Below are 22,949 nucleotides of genomic sequence, written 5' to 3'. Positions count from 1 at the left end.
GGCCAAGATGCGGTCACGCCTCGCTCAAGCCGCGGAACAGTTTCTGGCTCAGGGCACCGAGTTCGGCGAATTCGTCTTCGCTGAGGACGCCGAGTACGGTGTCGCGCACCGTTTCCTGGTAGCCGGGGGAAACGCGCTCCAGGAGCTCTCGGCCGGTCTCGGTGAGCACCGCGTACAGGCCGCGGCGGTCGGTCGGATGCTGTTCGCGGCGGACGAGGCCGACCCCGGCGAGCCTGGTGATGCGGTAGTTCAGCCTGCTGCCCGGGGAAAACAACGCCGCCGCGAGCGCGCCCATCCGCATCCGGCCGTGCGGCGCGCGGCCGAGCCGCGCCAGGATCTCGTACTCGGCGTGGGAAATCCCGGCGACCTCGTGCAGATACCGTTCCAGCGCGCGTTCCACGAGCGTGTGGGCGCCGAGAAAGCCGGTCCACCCGTGTAGCTGTTGTTCGGACAAGGACATCGCCGACGAGAATATCCGGATCGAGCGCCCGCGTAAGGGCTTTCCGGCGCAAACCCGAGCCGGGGGCGAATCCCACCGCCGGGCTCAGGTCGCGACAGTCGCCAGTGGACGTTCGGCCTTCGCCGCGCGCTGGGCGAGGAACAGCCAGATCGTCCAGCCGACCGCGACCACCGACGCCCCGGTCACCCACCAGAAGGCGAGCTGGAAAGCGTGCTCGGCCCCGCCCGGCAGGTGCTGCGCCAGCACCACCGCGAACAGCGCCCCGCCGACGGCGCCGCCCACCCGTTGCAGGATGTTGACCTGCGTCGTGGCGTCCGGCAACTGCTCGCGCCGCACCGCCGCGAAAGCCGTTGTGCCCGCGGGAACCGCGGACAACGCGAGCGCCAGACCACGCAGGAACAACAGGATCTGCAGCGTCACCGCACTGGTGCCCGCGCCGAGGAACGCGAACGGCAACGTGGTGACGACGCTGAGTACGTTCCCGCACAGCGCGACGATCCCGCCGCCGTACTTGTCGGTCAGCCAGCCGGAAAGCGGCAGCACGATCATCGTCCCCACGCCGAGGGAAATCAGCGACAGCCCCGTGGTGACCACGTCCGCGCCGCGCAGGATCTGGAAGTACAGCGGGAACAACAGCATCGCGCCGAACATGGCCGCGCCGATGAACGCCGACGACGTACTCGCCGCCGCGTACACCGGGTCACGGAACAAGCGCAGATCCAGCAACGGGTGTTCCCGGCGGCGCAGCCCGAACGCCACCAGCCCCGCGATTCCGAGCACCAGCGGGACGAGCACCGACGCGTCGGCCAGTGTGGCGCGCTCGCCCCACCTCGTGACGGCGTAGACGAACATCGGCAGTCCCAGCCCGATGAGCGCGAACCCGGTCCAGTCCAGCCGCGGCACCTCGGCCCGTTCCCCGCGCGGGACGTACCGCAGTCCCAGCGCGATCCCGATGACGCCGATCGGCAGGTTGATCAGGAACAACCATTGCCACGACAAGGAGTTCAGCAGCACCCCGCCGACCGACGGGCCGATCGCGGGCCCGCTGCTCACCGCGATGCCGAGGATGCTCATCACCCGGCCCAGCCGCTGCGGCCCGACCGCCTGCCCGAGGATCGTCTGCCCCGCCGGCACGAGCAGCCCGGCGGCAGCGCCCTGTACGACTCGCAGCGCGACGAGCCAGCCGACGTCACCGGCGAGCGCGCACAGTCCGGACGCCACGGTGAAAGCCGCGAAGGCCGCCAGCCAGAGCCGCCCGACCCCGACCTTCCGGCCGAGCCAACCGCACAACGGCAGCGAGACCGCCAGCGCGATCAGGTAGGCGCTGGCCACCCACTGCACCTGCGCGAGCGAGGCGTGCAGATCCGTGCCGATCGCGTCGAGGCCGACGTTGACGAGCGAGGTGTCGAGCATGCTGACGAACGCGCCGAACACGATCACCAGCGAGATTCGCCAGATGGGCCAAGGGATTCTGGTCATGTCAGCAGCAACGTCTTCCCGGTCACCGCACGAGCTTCGATCGCCGCGTGCGCTTCGGCGGCCCGCGCGAGCGGGAGGGTCTGGCCGATCACCGGCCGCAAGCGTCCGGCCGCGGCCTCGGCCAGCGCCTGTTCCACGCGGGCGCGTGCGGTGGCAGCGAACGAGAACAGCTGCTCGATTCCGAGCACGGTCACCCCGTCCGGCCCCGAGCCCATCGTGGGCGTGCCGCTCGACGCGCCGTGCACCGAGAACCGGCCGCCGGGCGCGGTGATCTCCAGCGCGGCCCGGCCGATCTCGCCGCCCACCCCGTCGAACACCACATCCGGCCCGCCGCCGATGAGCGCGCGCACCTGTTCGGTCCAGTCCGGTTCGCTGTAGTCCACCGCGCCTTTCGCGCCCAGCTCGCGGATCAGCGCCAGCTTCCGCTCCCCGCGCGCGGCACCGATCACCTGCGCGCCTGCCGCGATGGCGAGCTGGACGAGCAGGCTGCCCACACCCCCGGCCGCCGCCTCCACCAGCACCCATTCCCCCGGCCGCACGGCCACCCCGTTCAGGAGCCCGATCGCCGTGCTCCCGTCGTCGTGCAGCGCCGCGGCCTCGGCGAGCCCGAGCCCGTCCGGCACCTCGACGAGACCGTCCACATCGGACACCGCCTGTTCCGCGTAGCCACCGAACGCGGTCGCGGTGCGCGCCACCACCCGGCGCCCCAGCCACCGTCCGTCCACGCCCTCGCCGAGCGCACGCACCTCGCCCGCGACCGTTCCCCCTGGCACGTAAGGCAATTCCGGCAACGGTGGCCCCGGGGTGTACCCGCGGCGGAGCTGCGTCTGCACGAAGTCGATGGCCGCCACCGCGACCCCGACCACCACCTGTCCCGCGCCGGCTTCCGGCGCCGGGAGCTCGGCCGCGGCCAGCACCCCCGGGCCGCCGAACTCGGATACCTGGATCGCCCGCATCGATCGTCCTCCTGATCTTGTGTGGGAACCAGGATGAAACCTCTAGTAAGGTTGAGGTCAAGGCCCGCCGACCCGGTACGTTTACGATGAGCGGATGGAGCACATCTACACCGGCAAGGTCCGTGACCTGTACCGCGACGGAACCGACATCCTGCTCGTGGCCTCGGACCGGATCTCGGTCTACGACGTGGTCTTGCCCACACCGATCCCGGACAAGGGCGCGCTGCTGACCCAGCTTTCCGCGTGGTGGTTCCGGCATCTCGCCGACGTGGTGCCCAACCACGTGCTCTCCTACACCGACGTGCCGGCCGAGTTCGCCGGGCGCGCGGTGCGCTGCAAACCGCTGCAGATGGTGCAGGTCGAGTGCATCGCGCGCGGGTACCTGGTCGGGATGGGGCTCAAGGAGTACCAGAAACGGGGCACTGTTTCCGGCGTGCAGCTGCCGCCGGGGCTGGTGGAGGGCAGCAAACTGCCCGAGCCGATCTTCACCCCCACCACGAAGGCCGACGAGGGGCACGACGAGTTCATCACCTTCGACGACGTGGTGGCGCAGGAAGGTCGCGAGACGGCCGAGCGGCTGCGCGAGCTGACGCTGGAGGTCTACCGGCGCGGCGCCGAGCACGCGGCGAGCCGCGGGATCATCGCCGCCGACACCAAACTCGAGTTCGGCTGGGACGCCGACGGTGTGCTGACCCTCGGCGACGAGGTGCTCACCTCGGACTCCTCGCGCTTCTGGCCAGCCGACGAATGGGAGCCGGGCCACCCGCAGCGTTCGTTCGACAAGCAGTTCGTGCGCGAATGGGCGTCGAGCACGGACTGGGACAAGACCCCTCCCGGCCCCGAGGTGCCGGCGGAGATCGTGGCCGCCACGCGGCAGCGCTACCTGGAGGCGTACGAGCGCATCACCGGGGAGGCCTGGGGCAAGTAGCTCGGGGGCGCCTCTCGATGACTGTTGCCTGAGCCGTGGCAGCCCCACCGCGTAGCCGCTCAGGCGGCGCCCGAGTCCGCCGGGACGATCGGCGGCCTGCCCTGAGTCCACACGATCCGCAGCGCCGACGCCGAGATCCGCCAGCCGTCCGGGGTTCGGACCAGTTCGGTCTCCGCGTGGCCCGCCGAGATGAACAGCGTCTCGGAGTCGTCCGCGAGGATGTGCGTGCTCAGCTGGGGATGGTGTGCCGTGGCGCGGTCGCCGTCGATCTCGAGGACGGCGTTCCCGCCCATGTGCACGGTGCGGTCGAACCGGGCCATCCCCTCCCGGATGCTCGCCACCACGGCCTCGCGGCCCTGGATGGCGCCGATGGGCATGTCGGCTCTCGCATCCTCCGCGAAGAAGGCGAGGCCCCACGCGTCATCGAAGACGCCCACGTCCAGTGAGCGCAGGAAACGGTCCAGCAGGTCGGTGATCTCGGCTCGGTCGGTGAGGTGCTGAAGCTGCCGCGCCATGCGGTCGTTTTCGGTCATGTGCCGAGCGTGCAACCTCGACCTTACTAGAGGTCAACTCGCGAGTTGCCGTTGCGCGTAGGCGAGTTTGGCCGGGTCCGCCACCGTGTACAGCGCCGCTATCCGCCCGTCGCGCGCCAGCACGGTGGTGACGCCCAGCAGCTTGCCGTCGTTCAGGAACAGCAACGCGGTGGTGCCGTTGACCTCCGCCACGCGGTGCTCGGTCACGAACCGGGCGAGCACCTCCACCGGGACGTCGCCGCGCCCGCTCGTGCGCCGGCGGCGGCCGGGGCCCGCGTCCATCCACGTGCGCACGTCTTCGGTCAGCAGCTTTTCCAGCGCACCAAGGTCACCGGATCGCGCCGCGGCGAGGAAGCTCTCCGCGAGGTGAGCGGAATCCGTTGCGGCGAAACGGTTCTCGTCCACCGCCACCCGCCGCTTCGCCCGGCTGTGCAGCTGCCGCGCGTTGGCCTCGGAGACCTCGAGCAGCCCGGCGACCTCGGGATACTCGTACCCGAAAGCCTCCCGTAGCACGAACACCGCCCGCTCGGCCGGGGTCAGCCGCTGCAGGACAGCCAGCAGCGCCAGCGAAACCGACTCGCGCAAGGCGACGGTCTCCAGCGGGTCGGCCGCCGTCAGCACCGGCTCCGGCAGCTCCTCCTCCGGCCGCACCCGCCGCGCCCACGCCGACGAAAGCCTGTTGAGACACAGGTTCGTGACCGTCTTCGTCAGCCACGGCCCCGCCTGCCGGACGCCCTTCGCCGCGTGCCAGCGCAGGAAGGCGTCCTGCAGGACGTCCTCCGCGTCCACCGCCGACCCGAGCAGCCGGTACGCCAGGCCGAACAACCGGCCACGTTCGTCCTCGAAAGTTGTCACAGCACCCACCCTTGTCCGGTCTCCACTGGTGAGCGAGCAAGCACCGGACAAGACCAGACTAGAGGGTGAGACACGTGGAAAAACTCGAACTCGTGCACCGGTTCTACGACGACATGCTGAACCGGCGGAAGCTGGAGCTCGCGGAGGAGCTGCTGACCCCGGACGTCGTCCTGCACGGACCCGAGGACCGCCACGGCCCGGAGGCCGTGACGGCCGTCGACGCATTCCTGCGCCCGGCCTTCCCGGACCTGCGCTTCGACGTCGAGGACGTGCTGGTGCAGGGCGAGAAGGCCGCGATCAGGTGGACGATGCACGCCACCCACACCGGGGAGTTCCTCGGCATCGCCCCGACCGGCCGCACGATCGCGTTGCGGGCCAACGTGTTCTTCGCATTCCGCGGAGACCGGATCGCCGAGCTGTGGCCGGTCATCGACATCGCCGGTCTCCGCGGTCAGCTCGATCAGTAATACGAATCCAGGACGGCACCGGTGTCGTACCAGAACGTGATCCAGCCGTGCTGGAAGTTGTTCTGGCGGCCGCCGTTGATCCCGAACTCGTCGGTCGTCGGGTAGCCCAGCCTGCTGCGTTCCCAGCCCAGCGACGCCCACTTGTTCCGGATCAGGCCGTAGATCGCGGCCGGACCGGTCGACGGGGTCCAGTAGATCGAACCGGACTTGGTGAAGTGGTTGTACCGCCCGACCCCGTCCGGCGTGGTCAGCTCATCCGTGGTCGGGTAGCCCAGCGGCCCGGCCTCCCAGCCGGTCGCGGCCCACCGATCGCGGATCTGGCCCTGGATCGACCAAGCCCCACCGCTGTTCGGCGCCCAGTAGATCGACGCCCCGTCGGCGCGCGAGAAGTGGTTGTACTTCCCGACGCCGTCCGGCGTGGTCAGCTCGTCGGTGATCGGGTAGCCCTGCGGCCCGGTCTCCCAGCCGAACGACGCCCACTTCGCGCGGATCGCACCCTGGATGGCGTGCGCCCCGGTGTTCGGCGTCCAGTAGATCGACGCGCCGTCCGCCCGCGAGAAGTGGTTGTAGCGGCCGACACCGTCCGGCGTTCCGAGCTCGTCGGTGATCGGGTAGCCGAGCCCGCTCGCCGGACCGCCCAACGCCTTGTAGCGCGCCAGGATGTCGCCGACCACCGCGTGCGCGCCGGTCGCGGCGGACCAGTAAATGGTGCCACCGCGGAAGTCCTGCGCCTTGCCGCCGCCCGCGGTGTCGTACTCCGCCGAAACCGGGTCGCTCAGGTACGAGCCGCGAGCACCGCCGAGCTTGTTGTAGTAGTCGGTGATCGGGTCGGTATTTCCTTGCAGGGTAACGGTTTGCGCGGTGCTGCCGTCGTCGGCGGTGATCTCGTAGGCCGACGTGGCCGGGTTGGCGTCGGTCGGCGTGAACGTCACCTTCACCGTGACCTCGGCTCCCGGCGAGATCGGCAGGCCCTCCGGCAGCTGGTCGGCGCTGGCCACCGAGAACACGCCCGCCGGCGCCTTCGCCTTGGTGATCTGCATCGGGATGGTGCCGGTGTTGGACACCGTGAACGACATCGTCGCCGACTGGCCGACCGGGACGGTGTGGAAGTCCAGCACCGAAGGCTCGAGCGTCAGCTGGGCCTTTCCGGTGAGCGCGACGCCCGTGATCGGCACCGTCACCGAGCCCTGGTCACTGTTCACGACCAGCTGCGAGTTCTGGGTGGTGCCGGTGTCCGTGCCGTTCTCCGGCGTGTAGGTCACCGTGACCGTCGTCGAGGCACCCGCCTGCAGCACGGTCCCGGACGCGGGCAGGTTCATCGCGCTGTACGAGCCGTCCGGCGCCGTGACGCTGGTGATCGTTTCGGCCGTGGTGCCGGTGTTCTGGATGTTCACGCCCAGTTCCTTGGCGGCACCGGTGCGCACCTGTCCGAAGTCAAGCGTCGACGGCGTCGCGCCGAGGCCCGGCTGGGTGCCCTGGCCGTGGAGGTCCATCGCTGTCGACCCGGCGCTCGTATTGAACGTCAGGCTGCCCGTCGAACCACCCCAAGTCGTTGGCGTGTAAGAGATCGGCACGTTCAGCGTCTGGCCCTTGGTCAGCGTGACCGGGGTGGTCACCGAGGCGCCGAAGGGCGCGTCGGCGGTGACGCTGTTGACCGTCAGGTTCGTGTTCGCGGTGACGGTGACCGTGGCGTTCTCCGTGCTGCCGACCGCGGTCGAGCCGAAGTCGTACGGCTTCGTGGTGAGCACCGCCGTCGTCGGCCTGCCGAACCCGAACACCTTGCCGTCACGGGTGCCGACGTACACGCGGCCGTTGTCGGTGGCGGGCACGGAGAACTTGACCGCGGTGCCGATCGGCGCCGAGTAGCGCAGCTTCATGACCCCGTTGACGGGCACCGGGTCGTATGCGCGCAGCTGCGCGTTCTGCCCGCCGGGGCCCGTGCTGTAGACCACCCACACCAGCGCGGAACCCGAGGTGGTGCCGGTGGACGTGACAACGGGCGAACCCGAGGTGTAGCCGAAGTTGTCCGCCGTGGTGCCGACCGAGGTCAGCGACGGGCCGGACGAGGAGTACTTCAGCGCGCGCAACGGGCCGTTGTTGCCGACGACGTAGACATAACCGCCGTCGCCGCCCCAGAACCCGGGCCTGCCCCAGACTCCCTGGAACGGCCCGGTCATCCCGACCACGTCGTCCCCGCCGTTCGCGCCCTGCCCGGCCCCGCCGAGGTGATCGGCGTCGAGCAGGTAGATCCGGCCGTCCTTGCCGACCTCGACGACGAGGTGCGGATGCGCGGCGGTGCCGAAGTTCGACGGCAGCGCGATCGGCCCGCCGGAGCCGAGGTCGGCGTCGTCCTGGTTCAGTTTGGTGTTGTCGTGCGGGCTGAAGAAGCTTTGCGGGGTAAGGGATCCGTCGGCGTTCACGGACAGCCGCACGACGGACTCGCCGAGCGTGGCCGGCGGGTTCTCGCCGTCGCCCGGTGCCGGGGCGACGCCGTTGCCGGTGGCGAAGATGATCCGTCCGTCCCCATCGGAGACCAGCCCGGAGCCCGCCTGCCAGATGCCGCCTTCGTCGGAGACCCCGGCTTCGGTTGCCCACATGGTGGTCTGGACCCCTGTGGACGCGTTGACGCCGACGACGTAGCCGACGTACGGGGTGTAGTCGCAGTGGCTCGCGAACCCGGCGTAGACGACCCCGTTCAGCAACAGCAGTCCCGGCCGCTGCATGGCGGTCATCGGGTTGAACGGGACGTTCGGGTTGTTCGTCGGGGCACCCTTGATCGTGGTCGGGAACCCGGTGCGCTCGACGCCGGTCTTGGCGTCCAGCGCGTGCAGGTACCAGTGCGGGTGCTGCGCGTCGGCGCCGTCGTTGACCTTCGAGGTCAGGTAGACGGTACCGCTCGCGGGGTCGTACACGGGGGTCGAGGTGATGCCGATGTTCGGCACGAGGTCACCGCAGTTCACCGTGGACGCGGGCCACGCCGGCCCGAAGTTCGTGTGCCACTTCTGCGCGCCCGTCACCGCGTCCAGGCCGTAGACCTGGTTGTTCTCGGTGCCGACGACGACAACGCCGTTCGCCACGACGGGCTGGGCGTAGACCTGACCGTCCACCGAGGACGAGAACAGCTGGCCGAAGTCGGTGGCGCTGACCTGCGACGGCACGAGGCCCGGCTCGTTGTCGTCCCAGCCGGTCCGCAGGGTGGTGTTCCCCGCGGTCACGTCGTCGGCGACGGCCGGAGCGGCCAGCCAGGCGGTCAGAGCTGCAACTACCCCCAGTAACAGTATTCGGGCAGCATAACGAGACCGGATGAACAACTGCGCCTCCAATTGCGCCGTTGCGACGCGCACAGTCGCGTCACCCCGTCCGATCTTTCGTAATTTCCCCCGATCGTGTTACCAAGGAAAATCACAAAACCACAACGAGGCCCGGTGAATAGGTAACCTGAAAGCATGACCGAAGCGCACGACTCCGCCGTCGAGTTCTACTGGCGGCCCGGCTGCCCCTTCTGCATGATGCTGCGCGCCGAGCTGGCCGAGACCGGCCTGCCGCTGCGCGAGGTCAACATCTGGGAGGAACCCGAGGGCGCGGCGCGTGTCCGGTCGGCCGCGGACGGCAACGAAACCGTGCCCACGGTCTTCGTCGGCCCCGCCGCGATGGTCAACCCGGGCATCGACGAGGTGCTCGCCGCGGTGCGCACGCACGCGCCGGAACTTCTGGAAGCCCGTACCAACCAGTAGGTACACTCGGCTCCGTGGACACAGCGGAACGGTTGATCCGTAGCACGCAGGAGCTGCTGTGGGAACGCGGCTACGTGGGCACCAGCCCGAAGGCCATCCAGCAGCACGCCAAGGCCGGCCAGGGCAGCATGTACCACCACTTCACCGGCAAGCCCGATCTGGCGCTGGCGGCGATCAAGCGCAACGGCGAAGAGCTGCGCGCCGAGGCCGAGACAGCGCTTTCCCGCCCTGGCACCGCGGTCGAGAAGATCTCGGCGTACCTGCACCGCGAGCGGGAGATCCTGCGCGGCTGCCGGATCGGCGGGCTGGCGCAGGACGCGGACGTGCTCGCCAGCGACGAACTGCGCGCGCCGGTCACCGAGACACTGGACTGGCTGCGCCGGCGGCTCACCGCGGTGCTCGCGGAAGGCGTGGCGCGCGGCGAGTTCACCGCCGACTTCGACCCGGCGGCCACCGCCGCCACGATCGCCGCGGTGGTGCAGGGCGGCTACGTCCTCGCCCGTGCGGCCCGCTCCGAGGAGCCGTTCACCCAAGCGGTGGAAGGCGCGGAAAAGCTGCTGTTGAGTAAGCAACTCTGAGGCGACCCCGCAGCGCCGGGTGCCCGTCCCGTCGCGCATTGTGCCGAAAGCGCTTACCGCGGGCCCATTTCCGCCACTATCCGTGATTTCCCGCTCTTTTTCGCACCCCGCCCATTGGCGGGGCGCCCTGTTGCGCTAAAAATAGCCTCGCGTGCGTCTCCCCTTCGCCCGAAAGGTAACTCCGGTGTACGACGAAGTGTCGGTGACCGAGCTGCTGGAACGCGAGGGCTGGACGCCGGCGGAGCGGCCACGGAAGAAGCGGCTGCCGACCGTCGCGGTCATGCTGGCCGTCATCGTCGGTTGTGGACTGGCGGCCGTGCTCGTCCACTTCGGAGCGCAGGATCCGCAGGCGGATTCCCCCTCTCTCCTCAACGTTCCGCATCTGCCCACCGGCGGGCTGGCCGGCGGTGGCATCCCGTGGGACACCGGCTCCGAGGTGACCGGCACGGAGAGCAGCATCGTGGTCACCGAGGAGGCGCCGCCGCAGCGGAGCACCACGTCCACCACGTCGTCGCGCAGCCGGACGCGCCACACCGAAACATCGACGGTGACGGTCACCGGGCAATCGGCGGAATCCAGCGATTCCTCCGTCACGACGACGAACGGGAACAATCCCGGAAGCGGGACTTCGAGTTCACCGTCCTCGGCGAGCAGCACGGCCACCAGTAAACCGGGATGCTGGCTGCTCCCGCTGTTCTGCTGAGATTTCAAACGCTTTATCGAACACCCCCGGGCGCGGCGTCGTGAGAATTTGACGAGATCACAGCTGTGTAACCCACGGCAACGAAACCACCCTTTCAGGCGAAGAGGACGTATACGCCCAGAAGGGGGACACGTGCTCAGTCAGTACTCAAGACGGCTCAGGACCGCGCTCGTCGCCGCGGTACTGCTCGGGGTCGGCCTCGTCGCCATCCCGCCGACCGCCTCGGCCGCGGTCACCTTGCCCGCCGGGTTCGTGCTCCGGGACACGCCGACCGGCCAAGCGGCCTGGGACCTGACCGATTTCGCTTACCTGCCAGGGGAATCCGGGATCGTCAGCACCGGCAAGAGCGGCAAGGTCACCTGGGTTTCGCCCACCGGCACGAACCGCACCCTGGCGAACCTGACCGTCAAGACGACCGGCGATCTCGGCCTCGTCGGTCTCGCCGTCGCCCCCGACTACGCCACCACGCACCACATCTACCTCGCCCGCGCGATTCCCAGCGGGAGCGGGTTCGTCTTCCGCCTCGCGCGCTGGACCGTCACCGGCTCCCCGGAACCGACCGGCCTCGGCGAGGAAACGACGCTGCTCGAGTTCACCGGGAACTCCGGCGTGCACGGCATGACCGGCATCGTGGCCGCCGACGACGGCACCCTGTGGGTGTCCATCGGGGACGACGCCGACTTCGTCCAGGTCGACCGCCTCGCCCTGCGCACCCAGGACGTCAACGCCCCGCAGGGCAAGATCCTGCACATCAACGCCAACGGTTCCGGCGTCGCGGGCAACCCCTTCTACGACGCGGCGAACCCGAATGCCACCCGCAGCAAGGTGTTCGCCAAGGGCTTCCGCAGCCCGTTCCGGCTCAGCCTCGACCCCAGCAGCGGCCTGCCCGTCGTCGGTGACGTCGGCTGGAACACGTGGGAAGAGGTCGACGTCGTGCAGCCGGGCCGCAACTACGCCTGGCCCTGCTGGGAAGGCAACCACCAGTCGCCCGGCTACATCGATCTGCCCGAATGCGCCGGCGTGGCCAACCAGGCGCCGCTGTGGGAGTACCACCACGGCGACGGGACCGACCAGGGCAACAGCGTCACCGGCGGCATCGTCTACACCGGCGCGAGCTACCCCGCCGACTACAAGCGGCTGTACTTCTTCGGCGACTACGTGACCAACAAGATCTGGACCGCCCGCTACGACAGCTCCGGCAAACTGACGCAGGCCCCGCAGAGTCCCGCGTGGGCAAGGGGAATCGGCGGCCCGGTGAAGTTCGCCGCGGCGCCCAACGGCGACATCTCGTACGCCGACATCCAGACCGGCGCCGTGCGGCGGCTGAGCTACTCGCAGAGCAACAACCCGCCCGTCGCGAAGGCCACCAGCAGCACGGATCCGGACACCCGCACCGTCACCTTCGACGCCACCGGCTCGCAGGACTACGACGGCGACCCGATCACCTACAGCTGGGATTTCGGTGACGGCGCAACGGGTTCCGGCCTGACGACGACGCACACCTATGCCTCCGGCACCGACCGCTTCACGGCCACGCTGACCGTGCGCGACCCGCTCGGCGCCACCGGCACGGCGCAGCTCGTGGTGGCCCCGTCGAACCACTCGCCGCAGCTGACCCTCGCCCCGCCCACCGCCGCGAACTTCGCGGTCAACGAGACGGTGAACGTGGGCGCCACGGCGACGGACACCGAGGACGGTCCGCTCGACATCACCTGGACCAGCACGGTGTTGCACTGCCCGGAGGAAGCGACCTGCCACGCGCACCCGGGGGCCGGGGCCACCGGCTCCAGTTTCGGCGTGCCGTTCACCGAGCACCCCGACTCGCGGATGCAGATCACCGCGACGGCGACGGACAGCCAGGGCGTGTCGACGACCAAGACCTACACGGCCTGGCCGCGGCAGCACCGACTGACGCTGAAGTCGAACCTGCCCGCGTCGCTGCAGATCCCGTCGGAGAGCGGGGTGAACAGTGCGCTCGTGACCGAGGGCGTGACGCTCGACGTGGTCGCCGCGGCGACAGCCAGCGACGGCGCGTCCACCTTCTCCGCCTGGGCCGACGGCCCGGTCAACCGGTCCCGCAGCTTCGTGATGCCGACGACGGACCTGACGCTGACGGCGCTCTACACGACCGCGATCGACGCGCGCTACAACGGCAGTGCCGCCCTGCGGACGCTGCTCGGCGCGCCGACCGCGCCCGAGGTCGCGGACGGCGGCGTGCGGTACCGGGTGTACGAACACGGCCGGATGTACTGGTCGCAGGAGACCGGCGTGCACGAGATCCACGGCGCGATCCTGACCAAGTACCTGTCCCTCGGCGGGCACACGAAGTTCGGCGCCCCGGTGAACGACGAAACGACCACGCCGGACGGGGTGGGCAAGTACAACGAGTTCGTCGGCACACCCGGCACGCTGCGGGCCTCGATCTACTTCACGCCGAACACCGGCACGCACGAGATCCACGGCGTGATCTGGCAGAAGTGGACGGAGCTGAAGCGGGAACAGGGCGGCCTCGGCTATCCGGTCACCGATGAGCTGACCACCCCGGACGGCGTCGGCCGGTACAACCACTTCAGCAAGGCAGGGTCGGTCTACTGGAGCCCGGCGAACTCCGCGCACGCGGTGTGGGGCCTGATCCGCTCGACGTGGGAGTCGCTCGGCTGGGAAGCGGGCCCGCTGGGCTACCCGGTCACGGACGAGCTGACCACTCCGGACGGGAGCGGCAAGTACAACCACTTCAGCAAGGCCGCGTCGGTCTACTTCTCGGGCGCCACCGGCGCGCACGAGGTGTACGGCGCGATCCGGGCACGGTGGTCGGCGCTGGGCTGGGAACGTTCGTACCTCGGCTACCCACGCTCCGGCGAGTTCTCCTTCGACGGCGGGCGCCGGAACGACTTCCAGTACGGCTACATCCAGTGGTACCCCAACGGCCGCGTAATCGACGGCAGGTGGTGAGCTAGTGTCTCGTGACCTTGTGGTCTTTACGTGCGGGTGTGTTTGCCTGCCGGGGCGCCGAGTTGGCCCCTGATGTCGCCGAGTTGGCTCGGGGGGTCGCCGAGTTGGCCGATCGCTGCCGCCGTGGGCAAACTCAGTTACCCGGACCGGCCAACTCAGTGACACAGCGGGCAAACTCACCGACCGCACGGGCAAACACGGGAACGTAAACCGGACAGGATCACGAGACACTAGAAGTAGAAACCCAGGGCTTTGGGGAGGTCGTCCTCGTCGTGGTCGCCGCGGCGGAGTGCGACCTCCTGGCCCAGGGCCTGCGCCAGCGCGGCGAGCGCGGTGAGGGAGTGGAACCCGCCCACACCAACGGTTTCCGCGAACAACGCCGCCTCCGCGTACTCGACGAGCGGGGAGGCGGCGTTGTCCGTCAAGGCGACCACGGGATTGCCGCGGTCCCGCACGTACTCCACGGCGCGCACGGTGTCCGCCGCGTACCGGCGCACGGAAACGGCCACGAACACGTCGCCCTCCGCGACCCCGGGCAGTTCGGCGACCGGCTCCATGAGCCGCCGCGCGTTGCGGAGCCGCCGCGCCAGGAGATCCGCGACCGGCGCCGACTCGCGCAGACCGAGGACGTGCACCTGCTGCGTCTCCGCCAGCAAAGCCACCGCCCGCAGCCAGGACGACCTGTCGAGCCTGCCGAAGGTGCGCGCCAGGTTTTCCTGTTCCTGTTCCAGCGCGGCGGAAAGCACGCCGCCGGGCGACTCGTGCGCGGTCTCCTCCGTGCGCCGCGCGCGATGGGCCTGTTCGGCCAGCCACACCCGGCACAGCTCCATGATGGCCGGATATCCTTGCAGGCCAAGGGAGTTCGCGAGCCGCGTGATCGAGGACTCGTGCACCTCGGCGATCCGCGCCGCCTCGGAGATGCCCCGGTACGCGGTGCCCTCGGGGTCGGCCAGCACGAGATGCGCCACCCGCAGCTGCCCCGAGGCGAGCTTCGGCAGCCTGCCGCGGAGCACGTCCGTCAGCTCCTGGTAGTTCTCCGGCGCCTTCATCCCGGCTCCACGATCGTGACCCCGGCGCGCGCGGGCACCGGTTCGTCCATTTCGGACAGTGCGGCCGGTGCTTCGCCGAGCCCGATCCGGCGGCTGATCAGCTGCCCGAGGTCGATTCCCGCCCTGGCAACGAAATCGAGCATGCCAGGGTACTCGTGCGCCTGCAGGCCGTGGCTGCCGAGGATGCGCAGCTCGTCGGCGATCACCCGGTGCATCGGGATCGGCGGCACGCCCAGCTCCGGCGGCAGCAGCCCGACCTGCACGTGCCGCCCCCGTTTGCGCAGGCTCGCCACGGAGTTCGCGCACGTGACCGGCAGTCCGGCGCAGTCGAGGGAAAGGTGCGCGCCACCCCCGGTGAACGTCCGGATCACGTCGGCCGCGTCCTCGCCGTCGATCGCCAGCTCTGCGCCCATGCGTTTCGCCAGCTCCCGCGCCTCCGGCGACGGGTCCACGGCGATCACTCTGGCTCCGGCGGCGACGGCGATCAGCACCGCGGAAAGCCCGGCGCCACCACAACCGTGCACGGCCACGAACTCACCCGCGCGGAGCCCGCCCTGCCGCAGCACAGCGCGGTACGCCGTGCCGAAACGGCAGCCGAGCGCGGCGACCTCGGCGGGCTCGAACCCTTCCGGCAGCGCAACGAGGTTCACCTCGGCGTGGTCCAGCGCGACGAACTCGGCGAACGAACCCCAGCCGGTGAACCCGGGCTGGAACTGGTTGTCGCAGATCTGCTGGTTGCCCGTGGCGCACTGCGGGCAGGCGCCGCAGGCGCAGACGAACGGCACCGTCACGCGCATGCCCGGCTGCCAGCCGCGTACCCGCGACCCGACCTCGACGATCCGCCCGGCCAGCTCGTGCCCCGGCACGTGCGGCAGCGCGACGTCCGGATCGTGCCCGCGCCAGGCGTGCCAGTCGCTGCGGCAGACCCCGGTGGCCGCCACCGCGACGACCACGCCGTCCGGCGCGGGCTCGGGGTCCGGCACCGCACGGACCTCGGGCACCGCCCCGAACTCGGAGAACACCACAGCACGCATCGGGACCACGATACGTGCCGCGCCTAACCACGAAGGAGTGCGATGACCTCCGCGAACTGCTCCAGGTAACCGGCGTTGATCGTGAAGTAGGAGAACCCCAGCTCCGCACGCCAGCGTCGCAGCCTGTCCGCGGCCTCCTGCGGCTTGCCCGGCAGCGCGGTCATCGCGCCCTCTTCCAGCAGCTGCTTCGGGCTGACCCCCATGAACTCCTCGAGCCACGGCGCGGGGGCGTCGCCGACCGTGAACAGCGCCAGCGCCAGCTCCACCTCGGCGGCACGCTCGTCCGCGCGGCGGAAGTCGTCCACAATGGACCGCGCTTCGTCCTCGGTGGTCCTCGGCAGCCAGGCCATCGTCACGATGTCGGCCTGTTTCGCCGCCAGCGCGCGCATCTTCGGCCCGCCGGCGGCGACGAGCACCGGCGGCCCTGGCTCACGCTTGAGGAATTCGATCGTGTCGGCGAGGTGGGCGCGCCGCTCGGCGGTGCCGCCGAACGTGCCGCCGAGCGATTCGACTCGCGCCGCCGCTCTCGGCAACCCGGTGCCGAGCCCCAGCTCGAACCGGCCACCGGTGAACCGGTGCAGCGAACGCGCCTGCCAGTCCAGCAGCCGCCGGTCGCGGAACTTGTCGACGGCCACCCAGGTGCCCACCTTGAGCCGGGTGGTCACCGCCGTGGCGGCGGACAGGATGGTGAACGGGTCCACGTCGATCTGCGGATCGGGCGAGACCAGGGTGTCGTAGCCGAATTCCTCGGCGCGGCGCGCGAGCGTTGTCCAGGCAGGCAGGTCGGGCGCGCTCCCGACGATGCCGAAGCGAAACGGGCGATCGGTCATGTCCTGATCGTGGCCCGTACGAAAGGTCAAGACATCCGCCGTAGGACGACAACCCGGCGTACGCGCGTCAGAGTACGGCGACGCTGAGCGCCTGCGCGATCTCCTTGCCCAGCGCGTGCGTCGTGATCTCCGGCGGCGAACCGACCTTGACCACCAGCGGGCCGCCGAACGGCTGCCGCTCCACCACCTCGATGCGTTCCCCGAGGCCGATCTCGTTGTCCGTGAGATAGCGCAGCAGGCTGGGGTCGGTGTCCCAGACGCGGACGATCTTGCCGACCGCGCCGGGCTCCAGCTCGTCCAGCAGCCGCGTCGGCACCTCCTCGACGCTGCCGTCCGCCGCCGGGATCGGGTCGCCGTGCGGATCGCGCACCGGGTTGCCCAGCTTCGCCGCGATGCGCTCGACCAGCCTGTCGGACACCGCGTGCTCCAGCGCGTCGGCCTCCGCGTGCACCTCGTCCCAGGTGTAGCCCAGCTCCTGCACCAGGTAGCTCTCGATCAGCCGGTGCCGCCGCAGCACCCCGCGCGCGAGCAGCCGCCCGGCCGGGGTCAGCTCGATCCCGCGATACGGGACATGCTCGACCAGGCCCTGCTGGGACAGCTTCGTGACCATCCCCGACGCCGAGGACGGGCTCACCTCGAGCCGCCCGGCCAGCGACGTGTTCGTGACCGCCTCACCGCGCTCGACCAGGCCATAGATCACCCGGATGTAGTCCTCGATCGAGGACGACGACCGGCGGCTCGGGCTGTCAGGCATGCGAATAACTCTACGTGTAACCCTCGTACCCGGTCAGCCTCGCTACTGCTCCGGGGACCACCGGTACTTCGTCCACCCCGGCACCGGCTCGGCGCCGAGCTGCGCGTAGAACGCCGCCGCGCGCTCGTTGCCCTCCTTCATCTCCCACTCCACGCGCCCCGCCGTGCGCGCCCGCAGCGCGGCCAGCAGCTCCCCGCCGAGCCCGTGCCTGCGGTGGTCCGGCCGGACGAACAGGTCGTCCAGCCAGATACCCGGCCGCGCCTCCCAGGTGGAGAAGTTCCAGGAGCAGAACGCCATCCCGGCCACGACCTCCGGCCGCCCCGGCGGGGAAGCGATCAGCACCCACGCCTTGGGCTCGGGCCCGAACAGGTGCTTGGTCATCTCCGCCCTGTCCAGCACCAGCTCGTCGTTGCCCTCGTAGCGCGCGTGCTCCTCGATCAGCGCGCAGATCTCCTCCGCGTCGGCGACTTCCGCTTCACGGACCGGCATGGCGTCAACCCCTCTCGTACACGAGCTCGCCGCCGACCACTGTCGCCAGCACGCTCGCTGCTTCCAGGTTCTCAAGCGGATCGGCGCTCAGCACGGCGAAATCGGCGAGCTTCCCCTCCTCGATGGTGCCCACTTCGTGCTCCCGGAACGCGGCGTACGCGGAGCCGAACGTGTACGCACGCAGGGCCTCGCGCGGGGTGAGCCGCTCGGCCGGCCCGAGCAGTTTCCCGCCGGACGTGCGGCGATGCACCAGGTCGAGCATCCCGAGCAGCGGCGCGCCCTGCACGACCGGCCGGTCCGAGCTGCCGGGCAGGATGATTCCCGCGTCGAGGAAGGATTTCTGCCGGTAGCACCAGTCCTCCCGCGCCGGGCCGAGCGCGGCCGCCATGCCGTCGCCGATCTCGCTGACGAACCGGCCCTGCGGCACCGGAATCAGCCCGTTCATCGCCACGCGCCGCACTTCTTCGGGCGACAGCACCGCGCAGTGCTCGATGCGGTGCCGGTGATCGAGACGCGGATGCTCCCGCAGCGCGGCTTCGTAGGCGTCCAGCACGACGGAAATCGCCCTGTCGCCGATCGCGTGCGTGGCGATCTGCCAGCCCGCGGCGTGCGCCTTGCGGATGGTCTCGGTGAGTTCTTCCTCCGGCTGCTGGAAATACCCGCGGTTGCCCGGCTCGCCGGCGAAGTCGTCGTGCATCGCCGCCGTGCGCCCGATGAGCGAGCCGTCGGCGAACAGCTTCATCGGCCCGATCCGCAGCCATTCGTCGCCGAGGCCGCTGCGCAGGCCGAGATCGAGCCCGAAACCCGTTTCGTGCGGCAGCTCGTGCAGCACCGCGGAGGACACCATCAACGTGGTGCGCACGCGCAACAGGCCCCGGTCCCGCGCCTGCTGGTACGCCGCGACCTCGATCGGCGTCTGCCCGACAAGACCGCCGCCCACCCCGGCTTCCTGCACGCTCGTGATGCCCTCGGCCAGGTATCGCTCGCCCGCCCCGTCGATAGCGCCGATCACCGTCTCCACCGGGGTCGGGTACGTCAGCGGATCCAGCAGCGACTGGGCTTGTTCACGCAGCAGCCCCGTCGGCGAACCCGTTTCGTCCCGCACAACGTCGCCACCCACGGGCACGTGCGCGAGGTCGAGCTGGTCGAGCACGCGGGTGTTGACCACGCACATGTGGCCCGAGGTGTGCCGCAACCGCACCAGGTGCGCCGGCGCCGCGCGATCCAGCCCCTGCCGCGTGGGATGTCCGCCCACCAGGCGGTTCTGGTCGTACCCGCTGCCGATCACCCAGCCGCCCTCGGGAGTCTCGGCCGCCCGCTCGGCGATCGCGTCGTACACCTCGTCCACGCTCTTGCAGTCGCCCAGCCGCACCTCGCCGAGGCTCATCCCGAACCAGGCCATGTGGTTGTGCGCGTCGTGAAACCCGGGCACCACCACGGAACCGCCGAGATCCACCCGGCGGTTCGTGCCCAGCGCCTCGGCCTCCTCGTCGAGCGCGACGACGCGGCCGTTCAGCACCGCGACCGCGGAAACCCACCGATCACCGGACAGCACGTGGGCGTTCTCGTACACGGCATCGACTCGCATACCGCCGACCCTATCGATCGATCGATCGGTTCACTAGGCTTCCCGGCATGGCTTCGGTGGAGGTTTCCCGCGCGGGCGGCGTCGCGCGCATCTGGCTGAACAGGCCGGAAAGGCTCAACGCCGTGGCTCCGGTGCTGGTCGACGACCTGCTCGCGGCGCTCGACGAAGTGGCGCGGGCCGACGTGCGCGCGGTGGTGCTCGCCGGGCGCGGGCGCGCGTTCTGCGCCGGCCACGACCTGAAGGAGCCCACACCCGAGGGCGATTCCCGCGCCAGGCTGGAGCGGCTGCAGGACGTCACGCGGCGGCTGCGCGCGCTGCCCCCGGTGGTGGCCGCGGTGCACGGGTACGCGATCGGCGCGGGGGCGGAGTTCGCGCTGGGCTGCGACCTGATCCTGGCCGCCGAGGACGCGGTGTTTTCCTTCCCTGAAACGGGTCTCGGCCTCAGTGTCACAGGCGCGGCTTCGCGGTTGCTGCCACAGCTCGTAGGCCCGTTGAAGGCCAAGGAACTCGTGTTGCTCGGCGAGCGCATCGATGCCCGCGAGGCCGCTCGGCTGGGCCTGGTCAACGCCGTGGTTCCGGACGTGCACGCCGCGGCCGCGGACTGGGCGTCCCGGATCGCGCAACGCCCTTCGGCCAAGCTGGCGAAGCGCGCGCTCGACGCGGGCACGGACCTGGAAGCGGCGCTGGAGCTGGAGGTCAGTCACGCGTTGATCACCGAGCACACCCCCGAAGTCGCCCGTGCCACCGAGGATTTCCGGGGCCGCGGATGATCCCGCTCGAAGAGGTGGACGACCTCGTCACCCTGCTCCGGCGCGCGGCGGCGCAGTGGCCCGATCGCGTCGCGTGGATCTTCGACGAGCCGGGCCGACGGTTCACGTTCGCCGAGGTGGAGCAGCGCAGCACGAGTCTCGCGCTGGCGTTGCTGGAACTCGGTGTGGCACACGGCGACCGGGTCGCGGTGATGCTGCGCAACGAGCCGGAGTTTCCGCTGCTCTGGCTGGCGCTGGCGAAGATCGGCGCGGTGCTCGTCCCGGTGAACACCGGCTACCGCGAGTTTGACGGCGCGCACGTGCTGCGGCATTCCGGGGCCAGGTTCGCCGTCACCAGCCCGGAGTTCACCGGCCTGCTCGACCGGATCGCCCCGGAGACGGCGCTGGAGCGAGTGCTCACGGTGTCCGAGCTGCGGGCGGAATCCCTTGCGGCGTCACAGTTCGAGGCCGCGGGCGAACAGCCGGTGAACATCCAGTACACCTCCGGCACCACCGGCGCCCCCAAGGGGTGCGTGCTGCCGCACCGGTACTGGCTCACCCTCGCGCGCGGGCTGGTCACCGACTTCCCGGCGATCTCGCCGGAGGACACGATCCTGACCGCGCAGCCGTTCCACTACATAGATCCACAGTGGAACGTCGTGCTCGGGCTCGTTTCCGGCGCCGCCCTCGTGGTGCTGGACAGGTTCCATCCCTCGACGTTCTGGGACAAGGTCCGCGAGCACCACGTCACGTGGTTCTACTGCCTCGGCCTGATGCCCACGTTGTTGTTGCGCAACCCCGAATCCGCCGTCGACCGAGAGCACGAGGTGCGCGCCATCAGCGCCTCGGCCATCCCACCCGACCTGCACGCGGCGCTGGAGAAACGCTGGGGCGTGCCGTGGTTCGAGGCGTTCGGCATGACCGAGACCGGCGGCGACCTCCGGATGTCCGAAGTGGACCACGACGAGCTGGTCGGCACCGGCTGCATCGGCAGGCCGATCAGGGAGCGCGAGGCGATGATCGTCGACGAGTCCGGGAAACCGGTGCCGCGCGGGCAGACGGGTGAGCTGGTGCTGCGCGGGGTCGGCCTGATGCACGGCTACCACGAGGATCCCGAAGCGACCGCGCGGGCCTTTCGCAGCGGCTGGTTCCACACCGGCGACCTGGCCACAATGGACGTCCGCGGCCGGGTGTTCTATGTCGGCCGCACGAAGGACATGATCCGGCGCAGTGGTGAGAACATCTCCGCCGACGAGGTCGAGCGGGCGCTGCTGCTGCACCCGTCCGTCCGGCTCGCGGCGGTGGTGGCGGCGCCGGACGAGCTGCGGGGCGAGGAGGTGAAGGCGTTCGTGGTGCTGGCACAGCACGCGACGCCGCACCAGCTGGCGGAGTTCTGCGCGGAGAAGCTCGCCTACTTCAAGGTGCCCCGGTACTGGGTGATCGCCGACTCGCTGCCGCTGACGCCGTCGGAACGCGTGGCCAAGGGGCAGCTGCGGGAGTCCGCGCTGCCCACCTACGACCGGGTCCGGCGAACATGGTGTTGACCAGTGCACAACGAGTGCGCCGCGCGGCCGTGAAACTGTTCGCGGACAAGGGTTTCCACGGCACCGGGATCCGGGACCTCGCACAGGCGGCCAAACTCTCCCCGGCCAGCCTGTACCACTACATGGGCACCAAGGAGGAACTGCTCGGCGCCATCATGCGGGAATCGCTGAACCGCCTGCTCACCGGCGCGCACGAGGTGACGGCGGGGTTGGCGGAACCGCCGGAGAAACTGGCCGCGCTGGTGGCGCTGCACGTGTTCACACACGCGAAACAACCGGCGGAAACGAAGGTCGTCGACAACGAAGTGCGCGCGCTTTCCGCGGGTCTGCGGCGGGAGATCGTGCGCCTTCGCGACGAATACGAGCAATTGTGGGCCGAAACGATGGAAACCGGGCTGGCAGCAGGGGTTTTCCACGACGATGAACCGGCCGTGACCAGGCTCGCGCTGCTGGAAATGTGCAACGGCGTCGCCAGGTGGTACTCGCCACGCGGGCCGCTGGGGCTGGACCGGCTCGCCGCGCATTACGCGAAGCTCGCGCTACGCATGGCCGGTGCTGCGGAAAGTGATTGCGCGAATGCGGTGCGAGCGGCGGCGCGAGTGGTATCGACGGTGTGGCGCACGCCCCTCTAGCTGGGGATTCTCGGCCAATACCTTGCCCGGACGGCGTAACTGAGGGACCCTCGAAGGGTGAGTGAGCAAACGATCCAACTGGAACTGGACGACTCGGGTCTCGCACCGGGGCTGCCGGTCCCGACAAACCCTCGCGATCAGGTTCAGGACGTGCCTTACCGTCCCGTGGAATTCCGCGACGACGACCTACCCACCGCACTCGAGCGCTGTGCCCACTGGCTGCGCTCCGCCCAGGAGTGGCTCGGAGAGCCGCTAGACGTGCTCGCCATTCACCTCGACTACGACGACCGTGAGGGTGCGCCCTACTACGACGTCAAAGTCCTCTGCAACGAGGAGGACCTGGCAGGTGCTCCGCTGGCCATCCGGGCCCAGAAGTAACGGAGGCAGCGCCCGACCGGGCCGCTTGCCGATTTAGTCCTCTTTCCTGACCGCGCGGGAGGGGCCGCCGCTCGGAGCGGCGCCCCTCCCCAGGTCCGGTCTTGCACGTCGCGCTTTCTCCCGGCCCGGACGGTCTGGTCTGGTCCCGCGTCTCACGTCTCGCCGTCCCGCGTCTCGCCGAACGGCGCCCCACCCCCGGCAGGATCTTGCCGCCCGGCGCGCCGCGCCCGTTCCCTGATCAGGCCCCGCCGCCCGGC

The 22,949-nt window shown here is 70.0% G+C and carries 22 protein-coding genes; 10 read left to right on the top strand and 12 right to left on the bottom strand.

Annotated elements, in window-relative coordinates; translation table 11 throughout:
• Positions 1 to 13: 13 nt before the first annotated feature.
• The 3 genes from FPZ12_RS32665 to FPZ12_RS32655 form a co-directional block, all read right to left on the bottom strand.
• Complete coding sequence (locus FPZ12_RS32665) at positions 14 to 460, bottom strand: MarR family winged helix-turn-helix transcriptional regulator (protein ID WP_144757510.1); 447 nt, start codon at positions 458 to 460, stop codon at positions 14 to 16.
• Positions 461 to 544: 84 nt separating this feature from the next.
• The gene (locus tag FPZ12_RS32660; RefSeq protein ID WP_243770151.1) at positions 545 to 1,939 is read right to left on the bottom strand and encodes an MDR family MFS transporter; all 1,395 of its coding nucleotides are present in this window, start codon (positions 1,937 to 1,939) and stop codon (positions 545 to 547) included.
• The gene (locus tag FPZ12_RS32655) at positions 1,936 to 2,895 is read right to left on the bottom strand and encodes a zinc-binding dehydrogenase (protein ID WP_144757509.1); all 960 of its coding nucleotides are present in this window, start codon (positions 2,893 to 2,895) and stop codon (positions 1,936 to 1,938) included. Before FPZ12_RS32655 ends, FPZ12_RS32660 begins: the two co-directional genes overlap by 4 nt.
• A gap of 94 nt (positions 2,896 to 2,989) precedes the next feature.
• Between FPZ12_RS32655 and FPZ12_RS32650 the strand changes: the two genes are divergently transcribed.
• Positions 2,990 to 3,823 (top strand): phosphoribosylaminoimidazolesuccinocarboxamide synthase, encoded by an 834-nt coding sequence (locus tag FPZ12_RS32650; RefSeq protein WP_144757508.1) that lies wholly within the window; start codon positions 2,990 to 2,992, stop codon positions 3,821 to 3,823.
• 59 nt (positions 3,824 to 3,882) lie between these two features.
• Here FPZ12_RS32650 and FPZ12_RS32645 read toward each other — a convergent pair whose 3' ends face one another.
• Positions 3,883 to 4,356 (bottom strand): nuclear transport factor 2 family protein, encoded by a 474-nt coding sequence (locus FPZ12_RS32645; protein ID WP_208026099.1) that lies wholly within the window; start codon positions 4,354 to 4,356, stop codon positions 3,883 to 3,885.
• A gap of 33 nt (positions 4,357 to 4,389) precedes the next feature.
• The gene (locus FPZ12_RS32640; RefSeq protein WP_243770150.1) at positions 4,390 to 5,211 is read right to left on the bottom strand and encodes a sigma-70 family RNA polymerase sigma factor; all 822 of its coding nucleotides are present in this window, start codon (positions 5,209 to 5,211) and stop codon (positions 4,390 to 4,392) included.
• Positions 5,212 to 5,285: 74 nt separating this feature from the next.
• On the opposite strand from FPZ12_RS32640, the gene FPZ12_RS32635 reads away from it, so the two are divergent.
• Positions 5,286 to 5,678, top strand: a complete 393-nt coding sequence (locus FPZ12_RS32635) for an ester cyclase (RefSeq protein ID WP_144757506.1) — start codon at positions 5,286 to 5,288, stop codon at positions 5,676 to 5,678.
• On the opposite strand, the gene FPZ12_RS32630 is transcribed toward FPZ12_RS32635, so the two are convergent.
• Positions 5,672 to 9,022 (bottom strand): Ig-like domain-containing protein, encoded by a 3,351-nt coding sequence (locus FPZ12_RS32630; protein ID WP_166462983.1) that lies wholly within the window; start codon positions 9,020 to 9,022, stop codon positions 5,672 to 5,674. The two genes, FPZ12_RS32635 and FPZ12_RS32630, sit on opposite strands and share 7 nt — an antisense overlap.
• Positions 9,023 to 9,124: 102 nt before the next feature.
• Between FPZ12_RS32630 and FPZ12_RS32625 the strand changes: the two genes are divergently transcribed.
• From FPZ12_RS32625 to FPZ12_RS32610, 4 genes are all read left to right on the top strand, one after another.
• Complete coding sequence (locus FPZ12_RS32625) at positions 9,125 to 9,412, top strand: glutaredoxin family protein (protein ID WP_144757504.1); 288 nt, start codon at positions 9,125 to 9,127, stop codon at positions 9,410 to 9,412.
• A gap of 14 nt (positions 9,413 to 9,426) precedes the next feature.
• Positions 9,427 to 9,990, top strand: coding sequence for a TetR/AcrR family transcriptional regulator (locus FPZ12_RS32620; RefSeq protein WP_144757503.1), 564 nt, complete (start codon positions 9,427 to 9,429; stop codon positions 9,988 to 9,990).
• Between the two features lie 184 nt (positions 9,991 to 10,174).
• Complete coding sequence (locus tag FPZ12_RS32615) at positions 10,175 to 10,693, top strand: hypothetical protein (protein ID WP_144757502.1); 519 nt, start codon at positions 10,175 to 10,177, stop codon at positions 10,691 to 10,693.
• A 132-nt stretch (positions 10,694 to 10,825) separates the two neighbouring features.
• Entirely contained in the window at positions 10,826 to 13,645 is a 2,820-nt protein-coding gene (locus FPZ12_RS32610) for a PQQ-dependent sugar dehydrogenase (protein WP_144757501.1), read from the top strand.
• 230 nt (positions 13,646 to 13,875) lie between these two features.
• Here the strand turns inward: FPZ12_RS32610 and FPZ12_RS32605 are convergent, their stop codons facing one another.
• The 6 genes from FPZ12_RS32605 to FPZ12_RS32580 all read right to left on the bottom strand — a co-directional run bounded on the left by FPZ12_RS32605 (position 13,876) and on the right by FPZ12_RS32580 (position 19,389).
• Positions 13,876 to 14,694: a MurR/RpiR family transcriptional regulator gene (locus tag FPZ12_RS32605; protein ID WP_144757500.1), complete on the bottom strand. Its 819-nt coding sequence runs from the start codon at positions 14,692 to 14,694 to the stop codon at positions 13,876 to 13,878.
• On the bottom strand, positions 14,691 to 15,728 hold the full coding sequence (locus FPZ12_RS32600; protein ID WP_144757499.1) for a zinc-dependent alcohol dehydrogenase family protein: 1,038 nt from the start codon (positions 15,726 to 15,728) through the stop codon (positions 14,691 to 14,693). The genes FPZ12_RS32605 and FPZ12_RS32600 overlap by 4 nt, the downstream gene beginning before the upstream one ends.
• 23 nt (positions 15,729 to 15,751) lie before the next feature.
• Positions 15,752 to 16,558, bottom strand: coding sequence for an LLM class flavin-dependent oxidoreductase (locus tag FPZ12_RS32595; protein WP_144757498.1), 807 nt, complete (start codon positions 16,556 to 16,558; stop codon positions 15,752 to 15,754).
• A gap of 67 nt (positions 16,559 to 16,625) precedes the next feature.
• Positions 16,626 to 17,312, bottom strand: a complete 687-nt coding sequence (locus FPZ12_RS32590) for a metal-dependent transcriptional regulator (protein WP_144757497.1) — start codon at positions 17,310 to 17,312, stop codon at positions 16,626 to 16,628.
• 42 nt (positions 17,313 to 17,354) lie between these two features.
• Entirely contained in the window at positions 17,355 to 17,801 is a 447-nt protein-coding gene (locus FPZ12_RS32585) for a GNAT family N-acetyltransferase (RefSeq protein WP_144757496.1), read from the bottom strand.
• Positions 17,802 to 17,805: 4 nt separating this feature from the next.
• Positions 17,806 to 19,389 carry an amidohydrolase gene (locus tag FPZ12_RS32580; protein ID WP_144757495.1) on the bottom strand — a complete coding sequence of 528 codons (1,584 nt, stop codon included), beginning with the start codon at positions 19,387 to 19,389 and terminating at the stop codon, positions 17,806 to 17,808.
• A 47-nt stretch (positions 19,390 to 19,436) separates the two neighbouring features.
• On the opposite strand from FPZ12_RS32580, the gene FPZ12_RS32575 reads away from it, so the two are divergent.
• From FPZ12_RS32575 to FPZ12_RS32560, 4 genes are read left to right on the top strand one after another with little or no spacing between them, the layout of a single operon-like run.
• Complete coding sequence (locus FPZ12_RS32575) at positions 19,437 to 20,159, top strand: enoyl-CoA hydratase/isomerase family protein (RefSeq protein ID WP_144757494.1); 723 nt, start codon at positions 19,437 to 19,439, stop codon at positions 20,157 to 20,159.
• Positions 20,156 to 21,682, top strand: a complete 1,527-nt coding sequence (locus FPZ12_RS32570) for an ATP-dependent acyl-CoA ligase (protein ID WP_144757493.1) — start codon at positions 20,156 to 20,158, stop codon at positions 21,680 to 21,682. Before FPZ12_RS32575 ends, FPZ12_RS32570 begins: the two co-directional genes overlap by 4 nt.
• Complete coding sequence (locus tag FPZ12_RS32565) at positions 21,673 to 22,314, top strand: TetR/AcrR family transcriptional regulator (RefSeq protein WP_144757492.1); 642 nt, start codon at positions 21,673 to 21,675, stop codon at positions 22,312 to 22,314. Before FPZ12_RS32570 ends, FPZ12_RS32565 begins: the two co-directional genes overlap by 10 nt.
• A 57-nt stretch (positions 22,315 to 22,371) precedes the next feature.
• The gene (locus FPZ12_RS32560; RefSeq protein WP_144757491.1) at positions 22,372 to 22,692 is read left to right on the top strand and encodes a hypothetical protein; all 321 of its coding nucleotides are present in this window, start codon (positions 22,372 to 22,374) and stop codon (positions 22,690 to 22,692) included.
• The last annotated feature ends 257 nt before the right edge of the window (positions 22,693 to 22,949 follow it).

This window comes from Amycolatopsis acidicola (assembly GCF_007713735.2).
GTDB lineage: Bacteria > Actinomycetota > Actinomycetes > Mycobacteriales > Pseudonocardiaceae > Amycolatopsis_E > Amycolatopsis_E acidicola.
Note: the sequence above shows the minus strand (reverse complement) of the source record. Positions and strands in the feature narration are given on the sequence as shown.